Below are 21,196 nucleotides of genomic sequence, written 5' to 3'. Positions count from 1 at the left end.
CGAAAAAAGTTTCTGATAGTGTATATACCACGCAAGAAAAAACAGACCGCATGATACACTCATAACGGCCTGCTTTGCACTGATTTGTTTATTCCAAACATATCTGATATTCAATTACTTTTTCATATTTCCTTATGGCTTACAGTTTTGACAAGGCCTAAACCCATTTTCTATAACCTCATATCTAGTGACATCCTCAAAATAAACCTTATTCTTTTCCTTCATATCCTTCACACTGTTACAATCCGGATAATGGAACACATGTGAATTCCTGTTCCCAATATAGGAATATGTTTTATCAGAAGCAACCTTTTCATCAGCCTGCCCTTTATTGTTGTTCTGATCTGCTGCCTTACTATGATCAGCATTCTCACTTTGAGTTGTCTTGTAATCCTTATCCAGCTTATTAGATCCATCAGAATAATCTATAATCACACCAGGCTGCACGTTATAGCAGAACACATTGAAACTGACACCCTTACCGCCATCTTCAACAGATAATGCCTCGATCTTCACACCATCGCACAGAAGATTATTCTCTTCAAACACCGGCGTAACCCTGTACATTACATGATTCCCGGTACTATGCACATATTCCGCTACTTCATTTTCATAAGGAAGCATGCCCTCCACATTCATGTATCTGGTTCCCGTTATAAGATTCTGCTCATTCGCATTCTCTCCAGTCAGTTGGAACCCGATCATATGGCATCTATTATAGAGATACGGAGGATCTGAATCTACAAGTCCAGGATATTTCTTCTGCTCCCAACCGGTTGGCTTAACCATGGTGATAGACTCTCTGTCCTTTGTAGGCATAAGTTCCCTGCCGATTGATGCCATGGCGGTAGTACATCTGCCAAGATCATCAAGTTCACCATATCTCTCAAATGATACCGCTGTTATCTCATCAGTTTTAAACTCCGGTTCATTTTCGTTTAGTATAACCGATGGACTGCCATTATAAGCAGGAATATCAGCATCAGTAGTTGCCTTCTTTACATAAGCTCTGCTTCCAATAATATTCGCAGCAACTATGAAAACTGTAAGAAAAAACATCAAAATGAAGTTAGTCTTACGCATTTTTTTCATAACCATCTGTCCTCTTTCATTGAGAACGATCTAAGCTCATCTATCATACTTTACTGTACACTTTCATCAATCTTTTTTAATGTATCCTCGAGAATAACTTTCCTTAGCTCAGTGAGCCATTCTGAGAAATTCACAGTATCAAACGCATATGTTTTGTTTAGTTCATACTCATTTTCTGACCACGTATCAATCGGAGATTCGTTATGTTGGATCAGTGCTTCAAGCTTGTCCAAGGCTTTATAGAGCTTGGCTTCTTTTGTTTCCTGAGCATCCATTTCCTTATATAACTCAGAAAAGTCATTTGATATTTCCTCTGGAAGAGATTGGACCCATCTATTCAAAAGGGAATCTTCGACTTCTCTGTCATCATCGGTTTTTATAAATGTAGGAATGTCACCGGTAAAGCACTCCCCAAGATCATGGATGATACACATGTCTATGACTTTATCTATATCGATGTCCTTAAATTCATGCCTCAATAAAAGAGCCATAAGAGAAATTCGCCAGCTATGTTCTGCCACACTCTCAGTTCTGCGATTTGTCGTCGTGCAGTGGCGTGGTGTATCCTTTAATCTCTCAGCCACATGCAAAATATCAAGATACTCTCTAGCATTCATACTTTTCCTCCTCAGACTACTGCTATTATACTCTCGGGATTCAGTCCCGCCTCTAATAATCGCATATCTATTAGAACATGTTGAAAAAGGATGTTCCTTTTTCATCTTTTTGCAGCACAGACTATTCCCCTGAATAACGGGTTCATTTCTTTCGTTTATACTTGCCAAAAGCTCATCTATACCATTTTACACCAGAAAGCACTCCTTTTTTAGCTTCTCAGCTTTAGCCTATCTGCTAAATCTATTGCATTGGCTCGGGATTCAATTAACTTTGCTACCAACTCTTATTTTCCTAAAGCCGCTGGAATTTTATCCACATTCGAAGAAAAAATAGAAGTGATTATCCACAAAGTTATGTTCTATCGGTGTGGATTTTGTGTGTCCTGCAAATGGGATCATAAATCCACATCTTTCGGCACAAATTTTCCCCAAGTATCTGACTGGTCTCTGGCAGATATATCAAACAATATTGTAAAACACTCAATTATTTGAAATTTTATTTCACAAATTGGCCATTAAAAAGATATAAAAAAAACATTTAGAAAACCCCTAAAGATTTTTCACCCACCCATCGATATATTTCTCAGACGCGCAAAAAGAACATTCAAATGGCCAAAACGAATGGAACAAATAAGATGATTTTTTTGGAGGTTTTCTCTTATGTACACATACGAACTGTTTCTTTCAAATGATGTAAATGGCAAGAAGATTCACTTTATCCAGACTAACCACAAGGTAGGCAAGCTTAATAAATGGCTTAAGAAGCTAGTTAAAGATAACACCATCACAGAAGACATAGCTAACGCAGTAGCCTACGTTTGGTGAAATATATAGAAATGACTATTTCCAGAAGATTCCGGAAGGAATCTTCTTTTAATGTACGCAATCATTGCTTCCACTATATCCGACTCCTTAACTGTCAGCCCATCATCTCCGCTATGCTATAATTTTGACAATTTTTGAAAAATCAGGAAGTGCTATTAGTTTTGCAATCCCTTTAAACTGTTTGATCCGGATAATCCCAGAATCCACCCTTATGAAAATTCTCATTTCCTAATGGTCTGGCAGTTAGTTTGAACATTACGCAGCCATCGGGGCATACTATGGTTTTCGTATATTTGCTGTCACCACCAAGATTCTCCAAATCTCCGCCGCTTCTTATCGCTTCCATAAGAGGGTATAACATCATCATGGTCTTTGAACAGATTCCATATCCATCCTTGTTAACAGGACATCCATAGGTGCATGTGTATTTATCTCCGATTTCCTCGCCATTACGACAGTATCGCTCCGTATGATCTCCATGCAGAAAACCTGTTACCTCTACCGTAAATTCATATTCTTCGTCATACCATTTTTTCATGTTCATCCCTCACAAGAATCATATTATTCTCTACAACACACAAATCCAGGTAATCATCCACACTTATTTCGATAACATCATCTGGTACTATTTCTTCATAGCATACCCACTGTGATCCCATCGCTGGTTTAAACTTTCTCTTATCAAGAAAGTATAAATATCCTTTTCCTCCATAATTTGGATGGCAGTGCTTGAAAATCATTTTATCCCCATATTCTGGCATCATGATACGTTCTGCATCCTCTCCGTCTGAAATACATCCGAGCGCAAAACAAATAGCCATATTCTTATTTGAAGTAGCATATACAGCTAACTGGCATCCTTCCTCAAATCCCACATCATGTGCCTGATTAGGTATCAGCTTATCAAGTTTATTTGGGGATCCATGATATAAATACTCTTTCATTTAGGCTTATCCTCGTATTATTCCTTATCAACTAAAAATCCCCTTCTCCAACCTACAAAAACATAGTTCTATATATCAGAAAAAAAACCATTTAACAGTAATTTATCGCTCCATTCTTATCAGATACTCAGTTGTTCCTTCCTCAAGCTTTCTATCTCCGCTATCATGAAATCCATGCTTTTCATAGAACTTAATCGCTTCTAAGTTCTTTTCCAACGCCCAAAGAGTATTTACACTGAACTTCTCTTTTGCAAATTCTATGAGATCTGCTCCAATGCTTTGATTCCAAAAGAAATAATCTACGTACAATTCAGCAACCTCAGTTCCTTCAATATGAATCATCCCTTTAACTATTCCATCATCATAAACCCAAGTATTATCTAATCTTTTAGGATTGCCATACTCTTTTGCTACCTTGATAACTTGTAAGTCTTTAAAAGAATAATCATCATTTTTGAAAATAGGTCGATATTTTATTCTTTTTACAAACACCAGAATTTCTGCAATCCTAGACAGATCTTTCTTTTCTGCTTTGCGAATCATATTTAACCCTGCCTCACTTCACTTATACTTGGAATATTTACTACTTCACTATTCATAAGATAGACAGCAACTTCGCTTTTTTGTCCCAAATCTCCACATCAGTTCCGATTACTTTTGACGTAAACGGCGTTCCATCGTTCTTTTCAAAATGCTCCTGAGCCATTTTCACATATTTAAATCCAATGTACAAAAGCGGTATATTACAGTAAGCAATCAGAATGTTGGCAAAATCAGACAAATCCCACAGTGCGCCAAGATCCAGGCCCACAATGGATGTAAGCATTCCAAAGCATATAACTGCTATGTCAATTAGCCTTATTAAATTGATAAATGCTGCCTTTTTACTGATTCTGTTTGCACAGATCTCTGAAAATGACATAAATCCGAGAAGGCAGGTAAATGCGAAAAGCCCAAAACAAAGGGATACAAGAAGTGTCACTATGCTGTTAAAAGAAGTCCCCGGTGTCAGCTCTGCTACAGATGCCAGATACTTGGGGAGTTTTCCAAGTTCAAACCATGCATCTGCCGCATCAGTAAGCCATACCCTGCCCATGATTACAACGAAACCGGTGAGCGTACAGATTACGATAGTATCAAGGAATACGCCAATTGCCTGCACACATCCCTGATCACATGGGTGTGCAGCATCTGAAGCAGCTGCCGGCATTGTAATGGTACCCTGTCCTGCTTCATTGGACATAAGACCTCTTTTTACTCCCTGCATAAGCGCCACTCCAAATGCTCCGCCAAAAACTGCTTCCGGTTTGAACGCTTCTGTAATCACAGCATAGAAAAACCACGGAATACGTCTAAAGTTAATAACTATCAGAATCAGTACAGTAGCCACATATACAACTGCCATGATGGGAACAAGCACATCAGTAACTTTTGAAATTTTCTTTGTTCCACCAAAAGATACGGATACTGTAGCAATAATGATTATTGCAAATCCTATCCAATATACCATGTGTGTTGTAGGAAGCTCTGTTCCACTGATGATACTGCATATCTGTCCCATAGCCGATACAGTGTTAAAACCCTGTGCCGGGAAACAGAGAATAGCATAAATGATATACATAAGTGAAAGCACAACTCCGACTACAGCGGAGTTTTTCAGTAATCTTCGTCCATAGAAAGACATACCACCGATATACTCTCCGTTTTTCTCTTCCTTGAAAATCTGTGAGAGTGTAGACTCCACAAAGGCTGTAGCCATTCCAAAGAATGCAGAAATCCACATCCAAAGAAGAGCTCCCGGACCGCCCACAGAAACAGCTCCGGTGACACCAAGGATATTTCCCGGCCCCACTCTCATTGCAGTCGATAAGAAAAAGGATGCTAATGGTGATATACCTGTCTTCGCTTTACTGTTTTTCAGAACATCTATGCCATGCTTAAACTTTCGTACCTGAATGAACCTTAGTCTGATAGAAAAATAGATTCCTGAGCCAATAAGAAGAATGATTGCAAGCGAGAAATTCCCTAATATCGGAATACTTGAATACCACCCAAAATTCGTAGGAAAATCCCAGAAAAGGTCAGATACGACCTGTATTTTCGCGCATACTGTAGTAATAAAATAAAGTAACTTTTCCAAACCCACTCCTCCTTAGAAACATAAACAATACTTTACCATCCATCTCCAGATATCCTTCAGATCTTTTCTTTTTAGATACATTTATTGTACCACCACCTGCACCTCTCTTGCTTCCTTTGGTACTGAAGAAATCATTCTTATATCCTGAATAATTCTAATTCCTCTTTAACTTTCCGTCCGTTTTATATTCTCTATAGATTATATCCCAGACACAGTCTGCATTATAGTCCTCTTAAATGACAGGCGTAAGAAATAACTCCTAAAATTTCATGGGGTAATATACATCCATCGGGAGATGAAAAATCTATTGACATTATATATTTTGTGCTGGCCACTGGTATTTTTTCTGTTTTAATGGCTTTGGCAGGCGTGGGGATCTTTTTTTACCTATACTCATTGCGGTTGATGCTTTAATATTTTCAACTACAGTAATTCCTGCAGAAATATGTGCAATAAAGCTGAAAATGAATAACAGGATAACTGCAGGAAGAATGCTATTCTATCTAATTTTTAATACCTGGTATATTGTAGATCTCATAACTGCTTTTAAAATGAGAAATGACTATAGGAACCTTGGCGCATTCGTCGCATCAAATCCGAATTTAATCGCACATGTTCGCATGTAGCACTGTTTGCTAATCCTACAATTGCAGACGAATAAAAATATAAGGCGGAGTTTGCCGCCAACAATGACATAGTTTTAATTTATCAGAAGACAGAGCCATCTAGCTCTGTCTTTTCTATAATAGTGCATAGCATTTTATGTATCAATAGATATATATCTAACATTTATGTTTGACACACATCGAATATTATGATATTTTATATTCATCAAATAACTGTTAGACAAATATCTAATGCAGGAGAACCCATATGAAAGCAGAGATTCGTGAATTATTCCAGAACAGAAACTATCGTAAGAGCTTATCAGCAGAGCTCATCAACCGCTTCGGTGATTCAGTGGATGCCATCGCGTCTTCATGGATCGTATATGAAATCACAGGTCAGGCCAGCTGGTCAGCTCTTATTTATGCCCTGAACCGTATCCCTACAATTATCCTGACTCCCCTGGCAGGTCCCTGGGTTGAACGTCAGAACAAGAAGCTGATCATGGTGATAACGGATCTTATCAGAGCTATATGTGTAGGGCTCATTGCAACAGGACTTCTCATGGGATTTCTGAATGCACCGATGATCGCAGTACTGAGCCTTGTGATCTCCAGCGCAGAGGCCTTCAGAGTTCCTGCAGGAACAGCTATATTCCCACAGATTGTTCCCGAGCATCTCTATGGCGAGGCCATGTCTATCAACAAAGCTGCTTCCGGTACCGTTGAACTTGTAGGTACAGCCGTTGCCGCTGTTATAATCGCTCTTATCGGCAGCTCAGGAGCTATCTACGTTGACATGATAACCTTCATACTTTCAGCTCTTATCATCTTCTCCATGAAGCTTAAGGATGACAGTAATAAAAACGCAGAACGTTTCAATGTTTCCGTATATATGAGGGATCTTAAGGACGGCTTTTTATACTGCGCCACCAAGAAAAAGCTTGTTGCCATCACCATGATAATTCTTTTCTTAAATGGAATTCTGGTTCCACTGAACAGCCTTCAGACTCCTATGGTCAGCGAACTGCTTCATGGCGATGCATTCTTTCTATCAGCCTTTGGTGCTACCTTCGTTGCCAGCATGCTTGTTGGTTCATTGGTTTTCCCTATGATTTACAAGCGTTTAGATTCAAAAATGGTACTTGTAATGGTTTCAGTTGTTATCACCGCTGTATATTTCATCCTCGTTGCTGCATCACCGCTTTACACCAATTATTATGTCGCTCTTGGTTTCCTTGTTGTACTTACCGCGATTCTTGGCCTTTTTATAACAATCGCTAACATGTTCCTTGGTGTTCAGTCTTATCGTATAATTGATAAAGAATATCTTGCAAGAACATCAAGCATCGGAAATGCCCTTGGGTCAGCCATCATGCCCATAACTGCAGGCCTCATCAGTGGTTTACTTAAATTCACAAATGTGGCACAGATATTTCTTGGCGCCGGGGTTGTGGCAATCGTGTTCTGCATCGTTCTTATTGCAAAAGGTAATCTTGATGAACAGGAAACTACAGATAATGCAGAAACTAGGGAGGCAGCATGAATCAGTTTCATTTAGAAGTACAGTACGTACCTGAAAGTATTACATTACTTAATATGATTGCTCAGCCGGCAGGCTTTGAAACAGAATATATGAATAGTATCGCTGCAAGATATGGCATCACGCCGGACGAGGAAGCAAAAAAATATGTGGAGCTACTCCAGGAGATTGAAGACGCTGCCAGGGCTGAGTTTTCCAAGGATTCTGAGGATATTCGCTTTTTCTGCGGCATGAATAAGCTTAGTGACAACGTAGTCTCCTTTGCCAATATTATGATGCTGGCAGGAAAAAGCGCACACTGGGAGATCTCTGTCTCAAAATATTATGATGAGCTTAAAGGTCTTTCCGATGCTGAATACGCCAGAGATTTTTATGATGAAGTTAAGGCCTTTGGCTCCCGTACTGTTGATGAGGGGGCTGAGGGCGAAATATCCGCCCTGGAGATATTTGATCTGATACAGCAGATGGATTTTTCCGATGCTGAAAAATTGCACCTGCAAAAGCTTTATATTCATCATAAGGAATACTGTGAGAAGTTTGCCTTCCTAATGGAGCGTTCAGCCAAGGTTATTAAGAAGTTTGAAAAAAAACTTATTTCTAAGGGAAAACGAGTAGCTGAACACTTCGAGAGTCTCCTTAACAAGACATCTCTGGCAGCATATATAATGAAGGAATTCTATGGTGATCTTGAAGCTGAGAATAATTTTGAGGAATGTGATGTCTATATTTCTTATATAAAGAGTGCTTCAATGGGATTATCCTTTACAGGAGATTCCATGCCCCCTAAAGCGATAGTCAACATTGGGGCTATCTTTGATCCATCCATTAGAATAAAGGACCTTCTGAAGAACCAGGCCACCCTCGATGAAGACAAGGTGCTCCTGATGCTCAAGCTCCTCGCAGATAAGAGTAAATTTGAGATTTTGTCAGCTACAGTGGACCAGCCCGCATACGGTGCGCAACTGGCATCAATGCTGGGGCTTACCACTGCTACTATATCTCACCACACCTCAGCTCTCCTTGATCAGAATCTACTGACCCTGGATAAGGTAGACACTAAGGTATACTACCGCGCTAACCCGGACATGATCCGCGCCTTGATTAACTTTGTAAAAAAGGAATTGTTGCACGAATAACTGCCAAAGTCCATATTGACCTTTCACCAAAAGCTAATGAGCTGTTTCCTCCGATTACTGCTCCAAGTGCAGAGACGACAATAAACGCAATATAGTCCCTGGCTTTACCAAGGTCTTTTGCATCCCTTGTCCTCAGGTAATTTGAAAAAGCACTTACCTTATCGTTAGCAACAAACTTTTTCAATAAATGAGCAGACAATATCCAGTACTTCATCAAACCCTACATAGTGTTCCGGTTGCATCTCTTCATCTTAGACTTCATCAGATCAACTCTCCTGAAAAATGTGAGATTTCATGCTGGATTATCTGTGCCGTAAAACCATTGTATTTTCCATGCTTTGGTTTGAAGTCCTGATCCAGGTAATCAACCTCAATCTCTTTATACCTTGTGCAGGGCCTTACGCCATCCAACGAAAGGCAGCTCTCCTCAGTCTGATACTCTCCAGTCTTTTTAGTAATTACCGGATTTATCATAGGGAAAATAAATGGTCCCATAGCCACTACGATAATCTGCTTCTTTACTCCAATCATGTTCGCAGCCATGCCCACGCATCTGTCCTGATTTGCTCTTAATGTATCTATAAGGTCTTCGACAACCTGCTTATCTTCTTCAGTTGCAGGCTCTGACTTCTGTTGTAAAAAGAACTGGTCTCTTACTATCTTCTTTACCATACTTACCCTTTCCTTTATCTCTCCTTGTTTTTCCTATCCTTTATGACCACCACAACAGTTCCAACTGCTGCCACGGCAAAAGCGATAAAGCCATAAACCATCATGATAGCCGCACCAACAATCGGAGCATCAGGGTTAGCGCTGACAAAATAGTAGTAAAAATAAGTGTAAATAATCATTCCTACGACAGTCGATGCTACAAGCATCAGCGATGAAATAAGATAATCTTTCATACCTTTTGCAAGGAACATATTCACAACTCCAAGCGCAACAATTATTATCAGTAAATACCTGCTGATCAATGTTCCTCTCAGCTTATCTATTATGAAGAACATAATAAGCGGTATCAAATTCAGCAATTTTAAATACTTCATCCCAATATTACTCCCACTTTTCCGTCTCTGATCTAGCAGCTCCTTGTTTCTCTCAAGCAGATTGTAAACGCCATCCTCTGACAGCACTCCACGCTTGAGATCCTGCGGAAGCTTTCCTTCTTCGTCCAGAGCAAAGTCATCTTTCCAGTCTGGGCTGGAATAATAATCTGCAAGTTTCATCAGCTCAGCCTGATATTTCAAGAACTCTTCCTGATTGTTCTCTACATTATCCATTATCTTAAGTGCCCGATCATAAATGCCTTCCATCCCGGTAACACGTTGTATAGCTTCTGTAATCTTATCCATAAATACTCAAAACCAATCTTTAGCTATTTTTTTCCCAGTCAAAGGATTTTCCTTTATCAATATCCTGAATAATCATTCAGTCCTCTTTTTCTTCCCCTGCACAATCATCGAGAGCGGAAAACCGCTATGATCTATTGCAGTAAACCCACTACTAATATCGTAATCAAACTCCTGTAACCCTGTGACAACAATTCCGTTATTGCACATACCTGATATGATATCCGACATCGAATGAGTAAAATCGGTAAAAGTCTTTGAATGATAGTTCTTCAGCGTCATATAATACATACCGCCGTTTCCGGTCCATTCATGCTCGAAGTATGAAAAATGACATTCCATCCTGTGATTCGGATCAAACTCAGCATCACCTTCAGTTGCAAGCATATTCGTGCAGGGATGCTGTTCATTAATTACGATCAAACCTCCGGGCTTCATGCATTTAGCCACGATTTCAAAAAAACGATTCAAATCTTCAAACCAGCACAGCGCACCTATAGTAATGATCACAATATCAAACTGTTTTTCATAGCGCTCATCAATATCGTAGACATTTACGGCTTCAAATGTACACGGCAGGTTTAATTCTCTAGCTTTTTCGTTTGCAAAGGCAATCTGATTTTCAGCAATATCAAAGCCTATTCCCTGCGCAGCTTTTCCGCTTTTCACCAAGGAAAGCAGCTCCCTGCCGTTATTACAACAGAATTGACCGATTGTCTTTCCATTGATATCGATGTTTTGTAAAACATCAACCATTTCTTTTTCAAAAAAGGGATAATCTTCTTTCTGTATGCGCTCTGTTATATCGGCACCCCATGATCCATCTCTTTTGTCAAACGCCTCTTCCCATGCCGCCTTATTTCCTTCAATATATTTTTCCATAAATTAGTTCTTCCCCCTCATCATTTATATATCCATAATTATTTCATCACCGATTATTTCTTCCTACCCCTTACATACAACGCACCAGCCTTCAGAGCCGGTAACCGCTAAAACAACCTCTCTGTTAACACGCTTCTTATCCTCTATATGCCAGATACAAAATCTTATCTGCATCCTTTCCGCATATTTCCTTCATTTCCGTTTCTCCAACAAGCCTGAAACCTTCGTATCTAAACTTAGGCGTTGTAGCGCATGACATGAAGCAGTAACTATTCTTATCGAGATTTTCTGCAGCAAAAATGGCTCCTTTCGGGATAACAACCATAGCCCTTTCGCCGTTCTCAATATCCTGGCCAAGCAAATATTCACCAATATGTCCACCAGTTATAACCGTGATCTTAACTGCACATCCCTCATGGTGGTACCAAATCTCATCACAGTCTATCTGATGAAAATGAGAAATTTCATCTCCAGCGAGCAAAAAGTAAATACTTCCGGCAAGTGACCGTGAATCCTTTTCGTCCTTGGATGTATAACACTCAGAAAACCAGCCCCCTTCAGGATGCGCTTCCAGACAATATGTTGTTTTCAGCTTTTCAATTCTACCAAAATCCATTGATTAAAATCTCTTTTCTTCGACAACCAAAATGTACAGTTATTATCAGCCAATCCTTATTCCCATTTCTTCCACACATCAGGCTGATATCCCAGTGTGGACTGTTTGCCGTTCCTAACAACCGGTGTCTTTATTATCTGCTGATTCTCCAAAAGCTTTTCCAATTTATCTTCATCAGCAATGTATTGGATAAGTGCAACCGCATCTCTATCCTTTGCATCAGGATTTATCATATTCATGATGCCTCCATTAGCACTTGCAACAGATGTCATCTCACCCTTGCTCATGCCTTTTTCCTTCATATCAATGAACTGATATTTTATGCCACGCTCCTTGAAAAAACGCTCCGCTTTCTTTGTATCATTACACTTTTTGCTTCCAAATATTTGTATGTTCATCAATTATTCCCCACTAAAACTTTTTTCTTGTCTTCTTCGTAATACTAAAACACAATAATCAGAATTCTCGACTCCCAATCTATTACTCTCTTACTTAATTAAGTGCTTCACTCAGGCTATTGGTAATCCCCCTAGGTCCCCTGATGGCAGCAATTCCATATTCATTCTTAAGAACTTCAAAAGTAAACTCTTCCGGATTATATTTCTTTTGCAACTGGATTTTCATCAGCGCTTTGATAGTAAGATTCCTGTCAGAATATTCATATGGTATATCTGTTTCAATAACTTTGCACTTGTAAAGAACCGATGATACCGGTGCTCCAACATACATAAAAACAGTATCACCTTCAATTATTCCCGCTCCCTGCTTCCAGTTAATAATTGTCTCATCATCGAAAGCATGCACGATGTCATAGTACTTTGGATTGGCAGGAATTATCCATTCCTTAGGCTGTCTGAACTTTTTCTTTTTACTTCTTACCTCTGTACCAAATGCCCCACCAAGAAGTCTTTTTATTTGAGCAGCCGTCGCAATCGGATACATATCCATTACATGCTTCTCAATCGTTTTACCCGATTCTGGCGGGGACTCATCGTATCTCGAAGTCACATAATCATATCCCCATAAAGCCTCGGGTTTGGAATAAATAGCTATTGGCCAGCCATAAAACTCACCCTTTTTATTCTTACGCTGCCTGAAATCCTTAACGCAAAGGTAAGTCTTCATAAGAAGATCCGTGACTGTTCCATCAAATCCCTTTTCTCCGTCTTTACCAAAGCCAGCTCTCAGCTTCAGTTCATTAGAATACAGCTCGTCCTCTTTTTCAAAGCAGTCCATGATTTTCTTCTGACGCCTGGAAGCTTTTTCATCATCCCAAAGCGCATCAAAATCATAGCCATCCCGCCTATAGTTGGCAAAAAAAGGCAGCCATTCCTTGGATATGAATCCAGCTTTTTTCTCAAAAAACTTTCCATATGCCACTTCTCCGCTCCTGGCAATGAGTTCACGCCACTCCCATGGATCCACCTTTGGGTCACCGCACCACCAATACTCCGGAACAGTACGCTCCTCAAGTGAGAATCCCGGAATATCGTTCTTAAAGAGCGGCAAAAATCCCACTTCATTTATGTAATTTATTGCATCCCGGACTGTATGCAGGCATTCAGGGTCATCCCACTCCACGCCATACATAATCCAGGTACCGTTTTCATTAGCCATACATTCCCCTCTTTAACTGACATCTATTTCTCTCCGTTCTTAGTAATGTGCCCTGACAACCTTCTTTGTATTCCCATGATGTGTTGAAGCATAAGCAATACAATATTTCATATTCGTTATCCTCTCTCCAAATCTCTCCGCTCATCTGTTCCACGTCATATTCAGAATAATTTCAATCTGCTTTTTCTAACACAAGTTCTTCTCCCGGCTTTAGTATTATCCTTCCAGGTACCTCAAAGCTCTCTGCAACTTTCTGGTCAAAGTTATTTGTCTTATCTGCCGGGATCATATGATATGGAATAGTATGCCTGGCTCCGACAGTTTTAGCACACTCTATAGCTTCCGTCACGTCCATATTATATACACCGTCACAACAGATAAAAGCATAGTCAAGTTTTCTGTCTGCAAGTTCTTCCATCTGAGGCGTAGTTGATGTATCTCCCGACAGATATAATGCTGCACCATTCGAAAATGTGAGTATATATCCCACACACTCACTTGCGTCATGATTCTTGTTATATCCCGCTTCAACCGCCTCAACATTGACATACCCCAGGTCAAAGCTCTGATGCCGCCCACCACTAAGTGCCTCAGTATATGTTATTGTTCTACAATCGGCATTCTTAGATGTGATCAAACCAGTCTGCGTATGGTCAAAGTGCCCATGTGTTATGAGTATCAGATCCGCAGGAGCATCATATCCATCTCCGGCAAACGGATCAACATAGATAACCTTTCCCTCTGCCGTAATAATCCTCATGCTTGCGTGTCCCTGAAACAATAATGTCGCCTCACTCATTTCATTTCCTCCTTCTGCAACTTCTTCGTTTTGGTTTTCATTCGATATCGTGATAGAATCAGAATCTTCAAACTGATTATCTACCTTTATCTTACATATGAGATGAAAAATGTTACATTTCCTACTTTGCGTAGTTTTGTCAGCTATATTCAATATGTATGAAAGAACTTCATACCAAAATCCAACCATTTCATACAGCATTTATCCTTTGATATTTCCTTTTCTGATATGTTCCCTTATGATCTTATCTGTAAACTCATAGAGCTTTTCTGAACCTTCTCTTGTCTTTGACTGCCTGCCATATACCTGTTCCCTGGTGACACCGTGCTCTCTCCAGTCTCCTCCACCGTTACTGTTATTCAGTATAAGTGGCTGGAGGTTATCCATAGCATGCGCAAACTTTGATTCAGGAGTCTCATTTTCCTCAAACTCATCAAAAAGAGCTATCAGTTCCTTTTTCTGATCATCAGGTAAAATCGAGAATATCCTTTCCTTAGCTGCATCCTCGCGTTCCTTTTGGGTAGCAAGCCCTTCTTTATCGTAAGCATACGTATCGCCGGCATCAATCTCAACTATGTCATGAATAAGGCACATTATCATGACCCTTGAAATATCAACATCCTTATTTGAGTATTCCTTAAGCAGGTATGCCATGATTGCCATATGCCATGCGTGCTCCGCATCATTTTCATTTCTGCCTTTTCCTGACAGATGGGTCTGCCTGAATACATTCTTTTCTTTATCTATCTCCAAAGCAAACTCCATTTGCCTTCTCAGTCTGTCATCCATTCCTTATCCTCATTAGTCGAGATTACAGGTATTGTAAAATGCATGTTCAGAATAACTATTCTTCTTTTAACTCATGTTTCGGACATACATCATTATATTTTTAACTACACTTGCGGTCACGTTCCTTACGATTTTTTCCCGGCTGTACTTGTTGGAGGACTGCTCATCGTTAAAAATATATGTAAGCAAACTTGGCTATATCAGACTTGAATGCGCAGATATAGGTAAGCTGCTACCTTCATCTAACAATATATTTCTCCACTATTCACATTTGCTAAGAGATGAACCGCCACTGTACATATCTGAGAATTCTTCCTCATTCCATGTTGCATAATATTCCAGAATATTTGCATCTCCCTCAGCGGACTGATAAGTATACTGCACTCCACTTTCAGATTCAGCCTGTATTTTATAGCCACCCTCTCCCAGCTCCTCAAATTTTGAAATACTATCCGCATATTCAGGAACAAACTCATCATTTTCCCTGTGTCCATAGATTATCTCTGAATCAGTGAACTGCACATAGTATTCAGGCTGCATCTCTCCATCAGCCTCATAACCTATAGATGCTGTCTGCCACGTTCCTAATATAACAGGCTCACTCTCGTTTGAATGCAAAGAAATTGATGTTGGCTCATAAGCTCCACCAATTATATCGGTGTCTTCATTCTTCGCACCGCATCCTACTGTTCCTAATGTCATTGTAAGCATAAATGCCACAAGTATTGCTTTCTTCATTTAATCTATAGTTTCTCTCTTTCTGAAAATTTTTAGTTGCAAGTATAATTAACTGACAAATCACTGTCAATACTATTTTTGCGTTATCATCATAAAGTCTGTACATCTCATTGTATACAAGGAATTTATAATATGGTTTGCACGTTTCTCTGCAATAGTTCTGTTGGCGAATATAAGTCCTAAATGGTTCACGACTTTTACCATATCCTAAGATTCATTAACCAGTTTCCCTGTCATATGTTCAGGAATGAGTTCGAGGCACTGTACTCTCGGTAGTGCATTTTTCAGTTCATTTTGTAAATACTCTTCATCATCTGTGAACTTCTTTGTGAGATGAGTACATATTTTTATTGCAGTATCCTCATCCTCTACAAGCTTGATTCTGCCAAATACAATTACGCTGTTAATATTTAGAGCCCACTCGCCGTCCTTTCGGTAGCCTTCATCCCATGTACAGAAGCTGGCTTTGTCGCAGGCCTTGATTGCATCAATCTTGTGACCTTCCTTAGCTCCATGAAAATAAATCTTCCCGTCCTCTTCACAGTACCATTGGTCAATTGGCAAACCATATGGGTAACCATCATCACCAACCAGGGATAGTACTCCGCGTTTTGCATTTTTCAATACTTCAATACACTGTTCATCTGTAATCTGTTGCTTAAATCTTCTCATCTTTCTAAACATAGTGCACCTCACTCCTTTACCAATAGCTTTAATCCAGCAATTCCAACTACGATAAAAATAACACATATGACCTGTGGAACTGACAGTTTCTCATGAAAAAGAAAAATCCCAAATAGCGTAGTCCCCACGATTCCCATGCCTGTCCACATAGCATAAGCTGTTCCCAAAGGAAGCTGCCTAAGTGCGATCGACAAAAACACTGCACTGGCTATATATCCCACACCGGTAATAATTGATGGGATAAGCACAGTAAATCCGTTAGACATTTTCATTGTTACCGCCCATGTTATTTCAAGAGCTCCTGCAATAAACAGATAAATCCACTTCATTTGAAGACCTCCATATAATTAAATACGCCATTCCACTACCTGCTAAGACCTAACGGTAACGGAATGACGTTAATCCCACTACTCGGTAGCAGTGGGCGTCCTTAAAATTCAACTGTACTGATAGTACTTAAAAATTCCGGTACTGTCAAACTATAATACTGTCCCTTCTTCATTAAGATGACCTTCTCAAAGTTTCTTCATCATCCAATATGCATCCATATAGGATCCATCAGCATATTTCATGTTATCAGGAAATGTACCAAACTTCACAAATCCCAACTTCTCATACATAGCAATGGCATCCTTATTCTCTGCCATAACTTCAAGCTCTGCCTGCTCATAGCCTATGCTCTTTGCAACATCAAGTACAGTCTGAAGCATAGCTTTTCCTATACCGTATCCGCAGTATTCTTTGTATAGAGCAATTGCAACATCACACCTGTGGCTGTACCTCTTATATGGTGCAATGCTCATAAGGGAGCAATTACCAATATGTTTGCCATCAATAAAGGCAACTAGCATAAGCTCACGCTCTGCATCTATCTTAGCCTTAATAAACTGATTCTCTTGTTCCTCTGTAATTGTGATTTCTTCAGGTTCTCTGATCAGATAAGGCGTCTCGGCACTAGTCGTTTTCAGATACTCTATAAGAGCCGCTGAATCTTCCGGCCTTGCATTTCTTAGTATTACAGTTCTGCCAAGTTTATCCTTAATAGAAATTTCCCCAAACTCCATAATCGTCCTCCAACAATAACATATTTTTACTATAACAAAAAACAAGCCAATTAACAGTATATTCTGTTAATCAGCTTGTTTCTGTACAATGTCATCTACCTCAGATTCCAAGATTACTAAAAATGTATATTAAATCCAATGAGACTATCATTGAATTGCATGTCCTGTAGATCAGCCCCTGGGGGTAAATTTATGCCATTTTCCAGTTTTCAGACTGCATCTGAACAGACAACATATGGTTATAAATCCCATCCTTCCCTCGCAGTTTTGATGGGGCATCAGACTCGGCTACCGTTCCATTTTTCAACACTACTATCTTATCTGCGCCATCGACCGTACGCATACGATGGGCAATTATAAGAACCGTCTTGTCCTTTATCAGGTCGCTGATTGCTTCCTGGATGAGAGATTCATTGTCTACATCAAGTGATGCTGTCGCCTCATCCATAAGTATAATAGGGGCATCCTTAAGAAAAGCTCTTGCTATCGATATTCTCTGTCGTTCTCCACCTGATAATTCAGAGCCATTCTCTCCGATAAGTGTGTTATATCCTTCAGGTAATTTCTCAATAAACTCATCACAATGCGCCAGTCTGGCAGCCGCTTTTACCTCTTCATCTGTAGCTTCTTTCTTACCGATTCGGATATTTTCAAGAACAGTATTATTAAACAGCGTTACATCCTGAAATACTATGGAATACATGGAAAGAAGTTTTTCAGGATCGATCTTTGAGATGTCCATTCCTCCAACGGTGATCTTTCCTTCATCAATGTCCCAGAATCTTGCAGCAAGTCGTGATACAGTAGTTTTTCCTCCGCCTGAAGGCCCTATAAGTGCCGTAACTTCGCCCTGTTTTGCTGTAAAGCTAACATCGCTTAATACACTCTCTCCATCCTCATAAGAAAACCGAACATTTTTAAATTCAATATCATACCCATTGTTCGTCATGACATCAACGCCGTCTTGCTCATAGTGAGACAGGATCTCATCCATTCTCTCACACTGGGTATCAGTAGCTATAAGCGCAGAAAAATTCTGAAGTGCTATCTGAAGCGGTTCATACATTCTGGACACTACAAGAAGATACATAAAGAAGGTGATAACGCTCACCTCATTCTTTAAAAGAAGTGCCGATCCCACTACTGCCACAGTTCCAATCCCCAGCTTTAATATCATCTGGGCACTGCAGACAAAGGCTGCATTTATAAACTCTGCAAATATGTTATGGGATTCTACAGCCTTTATCTTCTTATTAAGGCCTTTCATATAGGCATCCTGCGCATTATATGCTTTTAAATCCCTTACAGTCTCAAGCGCCTCTTGTATTCCATCAAGGCACTCAACCTTATATCTGCTTCCTCTTCTGTTAACTTTATGAATTACATTTCTTGATGTAAATACAATGAAAAAAGCAACAGGAAGGACCCATACGGCTGCCAGCGCCATTCTTGCATCAAAGAAAAACAGGCTTATCACGACCAGGGTGGTAGAAATAAATGCCCCCACAAGTTCAGGAAGCCAATGAGATGAAGCCGTCTCAATCATTGCACAGTCTGCCATGATAGTATTTGTCAGGTCCGCAAGATCTTTTTTTCCGAAAAAAGAAAGCGGAATCTTCCTCAGTTTTTCTGCCAAAGACCTTCTTCTGACGCCGCTCTCAATATAAGTTGAAAAGAAAGTGGCGTTATATTGCAAATACTCTGTAAATGCCACAAGAAACAGGCAGACTATTGATCCTGCAATAAATATCACGAGATGATTTTTGGGGAGTGCTCCATTCAAAAGATCCCCGGTCATCATAAACAGTATTCCCACAGGCATCATCTGTGCCAGATTTGCCAGAGTGCACGCGGCAAATGCCTTTATCATATCTTTTGCTCCCTGCTCGGAGAGCGCGTACTTATGCTGTAATTTTTCTATCATCTTTGGCCCCCTTACCAACCTTCCAGCCCACAGATTTCTGGTACTCATTCCACATGTGACTATAGATTCCCTTGGCTAAAAGCAGCTCTTCATGTTTTCCACTTTCAGCTATCTTTCCATCCTTTATGACACAGATCTTATCTGCGTTAACGACTGTAGAAAGGCGATGGGCTATCATGATAACTGTCTTGTCTTTTGAAAGATTCGCAAAGGCTTTCTGAACCATCATCTCGTTATCCGGATCAGCAAAAGCAGTGGCTTCATCGAGGATCAGTATGGGTGCATCCTTAAGAAAAGCTCTAGCTATGGAGATTCGCTGCGCCTCTCCACCGGACACATAGGTACCTTTACTTCCAATTACTGTATTTATCCCCTCAGGTAACTTCTCGATAATGTCCCAGCACATTGCATCCTTAAGTGCCTGTATAACTTCAGCATCGCTGGCATCTTCTCTGCCCATCCTGACATTATCAAGGATCGACATCTTTAAAAGTTTGCTATCCTGAAAAACATAAGAAACGTTCTTCATCAGCTCTTTTGATGAAATATCTCTTACATCCGCTCCTCCGATCCTGATGCTTCCCTGCTTCACATCCCAGAACCTTGCGATAAGTGATGCAAGGGTTGTCTTGCCACCACCTGAAGGTCCCACAAAGGCAATATGCTCACCCGGCTTTATGTCCAGACTTATGCCATCTATAGCATTGCCTTTATTTTCATCATAAGAAAAGACTATGTCATCCATGACTATACTGCTGTCTGCCGGCTTCTTAGGATTTGACGTCTCCTCAAGGGGCTGAACATCCAAAAGAGAATACATTCTATTCAATGCATCAACCACAATCATCTGGCTCTCCCCGGCGTATGCCACCTTCATGAGAGTAACAGTAAGTATCGGCGTGATTATGATGTAAAAGAGAATATTATAAAGAAATGTATCAGCTACGCCATTTCTGGCAAAAATGAAACTGCAGGCTACAAGTGCTGCGAACACTGCATTCGCCGCAGTGGTAAAACCAATCATAGGCATTCTCATGCCGATTGTGTAGGTTATCGTCCACTTTTCATATTTATCAATTGCTTCCTTGAATCTCTTAAAAGAAAAAACAGACTGACCAAAGGTTTTAACAACGGGAATACCCCTGACATATTCAACAGCTTCTGCAGACATCTCATCCAGAGCGTTCTGATACTCCTTCATATCATTCTGCATCTTTTCACCCATCATGCCGCCCATCATGACAAATGCAAGAGCCGCAGGGATAAGACATATAAGGCCTATCTTCCAGTCAAAAATAAGGAGCATGGCAATAAGGCCAACCGGCGTTGCGTAGCTTACTGCCTTATCCGGAAGGCTGTGTGCCAGATAGGTTTCCGTTGCAGCGCTCGACTCTGCTACTATCTTTCTTATCTTTCCGCTTCCCTCGAATTCAATGTACCCCATGGGAAGCTTCATGACATGTTCCATCATGGCAGTTCTCATGCCTGCCTGAACCCTGAAGGCTGCCACATGAGAGCACATAAGTGCTGCAATATATATGGCCATGGCCAGAAGGCTCATTCCCACAGCACTCCATCCGTAGGATACTATATGCGTCGCTTTGGAAAAATCAGGCCTTACCTCCACAACTTCTTTTATGATGCGCCATATATAATAGAATGGCGCCAGTGCCACAAGAGCGCTTATGGCCGCAAGTATCCAGGAACTGATCGTAAAATACTTATGATTTCCTGCATATTCAAACAGCTGCGTAATAACGCTTTTCTTCTTTTCCATCTTCTCCTCTCTCTCCGCCCGTTATAAAATCAGCAACAACTCCATTCTCCAGTCA

At 40.2% G+C, this 21,196-nt stretch carries 24 protein-coding genes; 3 read left to right on the top strand and 21 right to left on the bottom strand.

Annotated elements, in window-relative coordinates; genetic code table 11:
* Positions 1–132 precede the first annotated feature (132 nt).
* Both G622_RS0113290 and G622_RS0113285 read right to left on the bottom strand, forming a co-directional pair.
* Complete coding sequence (locus tag G622_RS0113290) at positions 133–1,092, bottom strand: DNA/RNA non-specific endonuclease (RefSeq protein ID WP_155831489.1); 960 nt, start codon at positions 1,090–1,092, stop codon at positions 133–135.
* A gap of 50 nt (positions 1,093–1,142) precedes the next feature.
* Positions 1,143–1,709: an HD domain-containing protein gene (locus G622_RS0113285; RefSeq protein WP_026511112.1), complete on the bottom strand. Its 567-nt coding sequence runs from the start codon at positions 1,707–1,709 to the stop codon at positions 1,143–1,145.
* Positions 1,710–2,369: 660 nt separating this feature from the next.
* On the opposite strand from G622_RS0113285, the gene G622_RS25805 reads away from it, so the two are divergent.
* Positions 2,370–2,534: a hypothetical protein gene (locus G622_RS25805; protein ID WP_155831488.1), complete on the top strand. Its 165-nt coding sequence runs from the start codon at positions 2,370–2,372 to the stop codon at positions 2,532–2,534.
* A gap of 172 nt (positions 2,535–2,706) precedes the next feature.
* On the opposite strand, the gene G622_RS0113275 is transcribed toward G622_RS25805, so the two are convergent.
* From G622_RS0113275 to G622_RS0113260, 4 genes are all read right to left on the bottom strand, one after another.
* A complete protein-coding gene (locus G622_RS0113275) occupies positions 2,707–3,072 on the bottom strand; it encodes a TIGR04076 family protein (RefSeq protein WP_026511111.1) in 366 nt (121 codons plus the stop codon).
* Positions 3,056–3,478, bottom strand: a complete 423-nt coding sequence (locus tag G622_RS0113270) for a hypothetical protein (protein WP_026511110.1) — start codon at positions 3,476–3,478, stop codon at positions 3,056–3,058. Before G622_RS0113270 ends, G622_RS0113275 begins: the two co-directional genes overlap by 17 nt.
* A gap of 102 nt (positions 3,479–3,580) precedes the next feature.
* On the bottom strand, positions 3,581–4,021 hold the full coding sequence (locus tag G622_RS0113265; RefSeq protein WP_026511109.1) for a GNAT family N-acetyltransferase: 441 nt from the start codon (positions 4,019–4,021) through the stop codon (positions 3,581–3,583).
* Positions 4,022–4,073: 52 nt separating this feature from the next.
* Positions 4,074–5,618 (bottom strand): alanine/glycine:cation symporter family protein, encoded by a 1,545-nt coding sequence (locus G622_RS0113260; RefSeq protein WP_026511108.1) that lies wholly within the window; start codon positions 5,616–5,618, stop codon positions 4,074–4,076.
* An 873-nt stretch (positions 5,619–6,491) separates the two neighbouring features.
* Between G622_RS0113260 and G622_RS22930 the strand changes: the two genes are divergently transcribed.
* Together G622_RS22930 and G622_RS0113250 are read left to right on the top strand one after the other, a co-directional pair.
* A complete protein-coding gene (locus G622_RS22930; RefSeq protein ID WP_049945851.1) occupies positions 6,492–7,769 on the top strand; it encodes an MFS transporter in 1,278 nt (425 codons plus the stop codon).
* A complete protein-coding gene (locus G622_RS0113250) occupies positions 7,766–8,902 on the top strand; it encodes an ArsR/SmtB family transcription factor (protein WP_026511107.1) in 1,137 nt (378 codons plus the stop codon). The genes G622_RS22930 and G622_RS0113250 overlap by 4 nt, the downstream gene beginning before the upstream one ends.
* On the opposite strand, the gene G622_RS0113245 is transcribed toward G622_RS0113250, so the two are convergent.
* The 15 genes from G622_RS0113245 to G622_RS0113170 form a co-directional block, all read right to left on the bottom strand.
* Positions 8,868–9,116, bottom strand: a complete 249-nt coding sequence (locus G622_RS0113245) for a hypothetical protein (protein ID WP_026511106.1) — start codon at positions 9,114–9,116, stop codon at positions 8,868–8,870. The two genes, G622_RS0113250 and G622_RS0113245, sit on opposite strands and share 35 nt — an antisense overlap.
* 47 nt (positions 9,117–9,163) lie before the next feature.
* Entirely contained in the window at positions 9,164–9,574 is a 411-nt protein-coding gene (locus G622_RS0113240; protein ID WP_026511105.1) for a peptide deformylase, read from the bottom strand.
* A gap of 14 nt (positions 9,575–9,588) precedes the next feature.
* Positions 9,589–10,254 (bottom strand): DUF4298 domain-containing protein, encoded by a 666-nt coding sequence (locus G622_RS25350; protein WP_081675318.1) that lies wholly within the window; start codon positions 10,252–10,254, stop codon positions 9,589–9,591.
* A gap of 72 nt (positions 10,255–10,326) precedes the next feature.
* Positions 10,327–11,133: a class I SAM-dependent methyltransferase gene (locus G622_RS0113225; protein WP_026511104.1), complete on the bottom strand. Its 807-nt coding sequence runs from the start codon at positions 11,131–11,133 to the stop codon at positions 10,327–10,329.
* Between the two features lie 136 nt (positions 11,134–11,269).
* Complete coding sequence (locus G622_RS22920; protein WP_044957678.1) at positions 11,270–11,749, bottom strand: cupin domain-containing protein; 480 nt, start codon at positions 11,747–11,749, stop codon at positions 11,270–11,272.
* A 56-nt stretch (positions 11,750–11,805) separates the two neighbouring features.
* On the bottom strand, positions 11,806–12,147 hold the full coding sequence (locus G622_RS0113215) for an arsenate reductase family protein (protein WP_026511103.1): 342 nt from the start codon (positions 12,145–12,147) through the stop codon (positions 11,806–11,808).
* Between the two features lie 94 nt (positions 12,148–12,241).
* On the bottom strand, positions 12,242–13,366 hold the full coding sequence (locus tag G622_RS26905) for an AlkZ-related protein (protein ID WP_081675317.1): 1,125 nt from the start codon (positions 13,364–13,366) through the stop codon (positions 12,242–12,244).
* A gap of 172 nt (positions 13,367–13,538) precedes the next feature.
* A complete protein-coding gene (locus G622_RS22910; RefSeq protein WP_044915535.1) occupies positions 13,539–14,165 on the bottom strand; it encodes an MBL fold metallo-hydrolase in 627 nt (208 codons plus the stop codon).
* A gap of 201 nt (positions 14,166–14,366) precedes the next feature.
* Entirely contained in the window at positions 14,367–14,954 is a 588-nt protein-coding gene (locus G622_RS0113200; RefSeq protein ID WP_026511102.1) for an HD domain-containing protein, read from the bottom strand.
* 261 nt (positions 14,955–15,215) lie between these two features.
* The gene (locus G622_RS0113195; RefSeq protein WP_026511101.1) at positions 15,216–15,692 is read right to left on the bottom strand and encodes a hypothetical protein; all 477 of its coding nucleotides are present in this window, start codon (positions 15,690–15,692) and stop codon (positions 15,216–15,218) included.
* A 207-nt stretch (positions 15,693–15,899) separates the two neighbouring features.
* Positions 15,900–16,376 carry a pyridoxamine 5'-phosphate oxidase family protein gene (locus tag G622_RS0113190; RefSeq protein ID WP_026511100.1) on the bottom strand — a complete coding sequence of 159 codons (477 nt, stop codon included), beginning with the start codon at positions 16,374–16,376 and terminating at the stop codon, positions 15,900–15,902.
* Between the two features lie 8 nt (positions 16,377–16,384).
* The gene (locus G622_RS0113185) at positions 16,385–16,705 is read right to left on the bottom strand and encodes a DMT family transporter (RefSeq protein WP_026511099.1); all 321 of its coding nucleotides are present in this window, start codon (positions 16,703–16,705) and stop codon (positions 16,385–16,387) included.
* Between the two features lie 186 nt (positions 16,706–16,891).
* Positions 16,892–17,440: a GNAT family N-acetyltransferase gene (locus G622_RS0113180; RefSeq protein WP_026511098.1), complete on the bottom strand. Its 549-nt coding sequence runs from the start codon at positions 17,438–17,440 to the stop codon at positions 16,892–16,894.
* Positions 17,441–17,630: 190 nt separating this feature from the next.
* On the bottom strand, positions 17,631–19,364 hold the full coding sequence (locus tag G622_RS0113175) for an ABC transporter ATP-binding protein (RefSeq protein WP_026511097.1): 1,734 nt from the start codon (positions 19,362–19,364) through the stop codon (positions 17,631–17,633).
* The gene (locus tag G622_RS0113170; RefSeq protein ID WP_044915520.1) at positions 19,342–21,141 is read right to left on the bottom strand and encodes an ABC transporter ATP-binding protein; all 1,800 of its coding nucleotides are present in this window, start codon (positions 21,139–21,141) and stop codon (positions 19,342–19,344) included. The genes G622_RS0113175 and G622_RS0113170 overlap by 23 nt, the downstream gene beginning before the upstream one ends.
* Positions 21,142–21,196: the final 55 nt, after the last annotated feature.

It is taken from the genome of Butyrivibrio sp. LC3010, from assembly GCF_000424385.1.
Classification (GTDB): Bacteria; Bacillota; Clostridia; order Lachnospirales; family Lachnospiraceae; genus Butyrivibrio.
Note: the sequence above shows the minus strand (reverse complement) of the source record. Positions and strands in the feature narration are given on the sequence as shown.

What these genes read in the sequence shown, in the direction of transcription:
- G622_RS0113290 (WP_155831489.1), bottom strand. Translation starts at nt 1,092, where the DNA reads ATGAAAAAAATGCGTAAGACTAACTTCATTTTGATGTTTTTTCTTACA.
- G622_RS0113285 (WP_026511112.1), bottom strand. Translation starts at nt 1,709, where the DNA reads ATGAATGCTAGAGAGTATCTTGATATTTTGCATGTGGCTGAGAGATTA.
- G622_RS25805 (WP_155831488.1), top strand. Translation starts at nt 2,370, where the DNA reads ATGTACACATACGAACTGTTTCTTTCAAATGATGTAAATGGCAAGAAG.
- G622_RS0113275 (WP_026511111.1), bottom strand. Translation starts at nt 3,072, where the DNA reads ATGAAAAAATGGTATGACGAAGAATATGAATTTACGGTAGAGGTAACA.
- G622_RS0113270 (WP_026511110.1), bottom strand. Translation starts at nt 3,478, where the DNA reads ATGAAAGAGTATTTATATCATGGATCCCCAAATAAACTTGATAAGCTG.
- G622_RS0113265 (WP_026511109.1), bottom strand. Translation starts at nt 4,021, where the DNA reads ATGATTCGCAAAGCAGAAAAGAAAGATCTGTCTAGGATTGCAGAAATT.
- G622_RS22930 (WP_049945851.1), top strand. Translation starts at nt 6,492, where the DNA reads ATGAAAGCAGAGATTCGTGAATTATTCCAGAACAGAAACTATCGTAAG.
- G622_RS0113250 (WP_026511107.1), top strand. Translation starts at nt 7,766, where the DNA reads ATGAATCAGTTTCATTTAGAAGTACAGTACGTACCTGAAAGTATTACA.
- G622_RS0113245 (WP_026511106.1), bottom strand. Translation starts at nt 9,116, where the DNA reads ATGAAGTACTGGATATTGTCTGCTCATTTATTGAAAAAGTTTGTTGCT.
- G622_RS0113240 (WP_026511105.1), bottom strand. Translation starts at nt 9,574, where the DNA reads ATGGTAAAGAAGATAGTAAGAGACCAGTTCTTTTTACAACAGAAGTCA.
- G622_RS25350 (WP_081675318.1), bottom strand. Translation starts at nt 10,254, where the DNA reads ATGGATAAGATTACAGAAGCTATACAACGTGTTACCGGGATGGAAGGC.
- G622_RS0113225 (WP_026511104.1), bottom strand. Translation starts at nt 11,133, where the DNA reads ATGGAAAAATATATTGAAGGAAATAAGGCGGCATGGGAAGAGGCGTTT.
- G622_RS22920 (WP_044957678.1), bottom strand. Translation starts at nt 11,749, where the DNA reads ATGGATTTTGGTAGAATTGAAAAGCTGAAAACAACATATTGTCTGGAA.
- G622_RS0113215 (WP_026511103.1), bottom strand. Translation starts at nt 12,147, where the DNA reads ATGAACATACAAATATTTGGAAGCAAAAAGTGTAATGATACAAAGAAA.
- G622_RS26905 (WP_081675317.1), bottom strand. Translation starts at nt 13,366, where the DNA reads ATGGCTAATGAAAACGGTACCTGGATTATGTATGGCGTGGAGTGGGAT.
- G622_RS22910 (WP_044915535.1), bottom strand. Translation starts at nt 14,165, where the DNA reads ATGAGTGAGGCGACATTATTGTTTCAGGGACACGCAAGCATGAGGATT.
- G622_RS0113200 (WP_026511102.1), bottom strand. Translation starts at nt 14,954, where the DNA reads ATGGATGACAGACTGAGAAGGCAAATGGAGTTTGCTTTGGAGATAGAT.
- G622_RS0113195 (WP_026511101.1), bottom strand. Translation starts at nt 15,692, where the DNA reads ATGAAGAAAGCAATACTTGTGGCATTTATGCTTACAATGACATTAGGA.
- G622_RS0113190 (WP_026511100.1), bottom strand. Translation starts at nt 16,376, where the DNA reads ATGTTTAGAAAGATGAGAAGATTTAAGCAACAGATTACAGATGAACAG.
- G622_RS0113185 (WP_026511099.1), bottom strand. Translation starts at nt 16,705, where the DNA reads ATGAAGTGGATTTATCTGTTTATTGCAGGAGCTCTTGAAATAACATGG.
- G622_RS0113180 (WP_026511098.1), bottom strand. Translation starts at nt 17,440, where the DNA reads ATGGAGTTTGGGGAAATTTCTATTAAGGATAAACTTGGCAGAACTGTA.
- G622_RS0113175 (WP_026511097.1), bottom strand. Translation starts at nt 19,364, where the DNA reads ATGATAGAAAAATTACAGCATAAGTACGCGCTCTCCGAGCAGGGAGCA.
- G622_RS0113170 (WP_044915520.1), bottom strand. Translation starts at nt 21,141, where the DNA reads ATGGAAAAGAAGAAAAGCGTTATTACGCAGCTGTTTGAATATGCAGGA.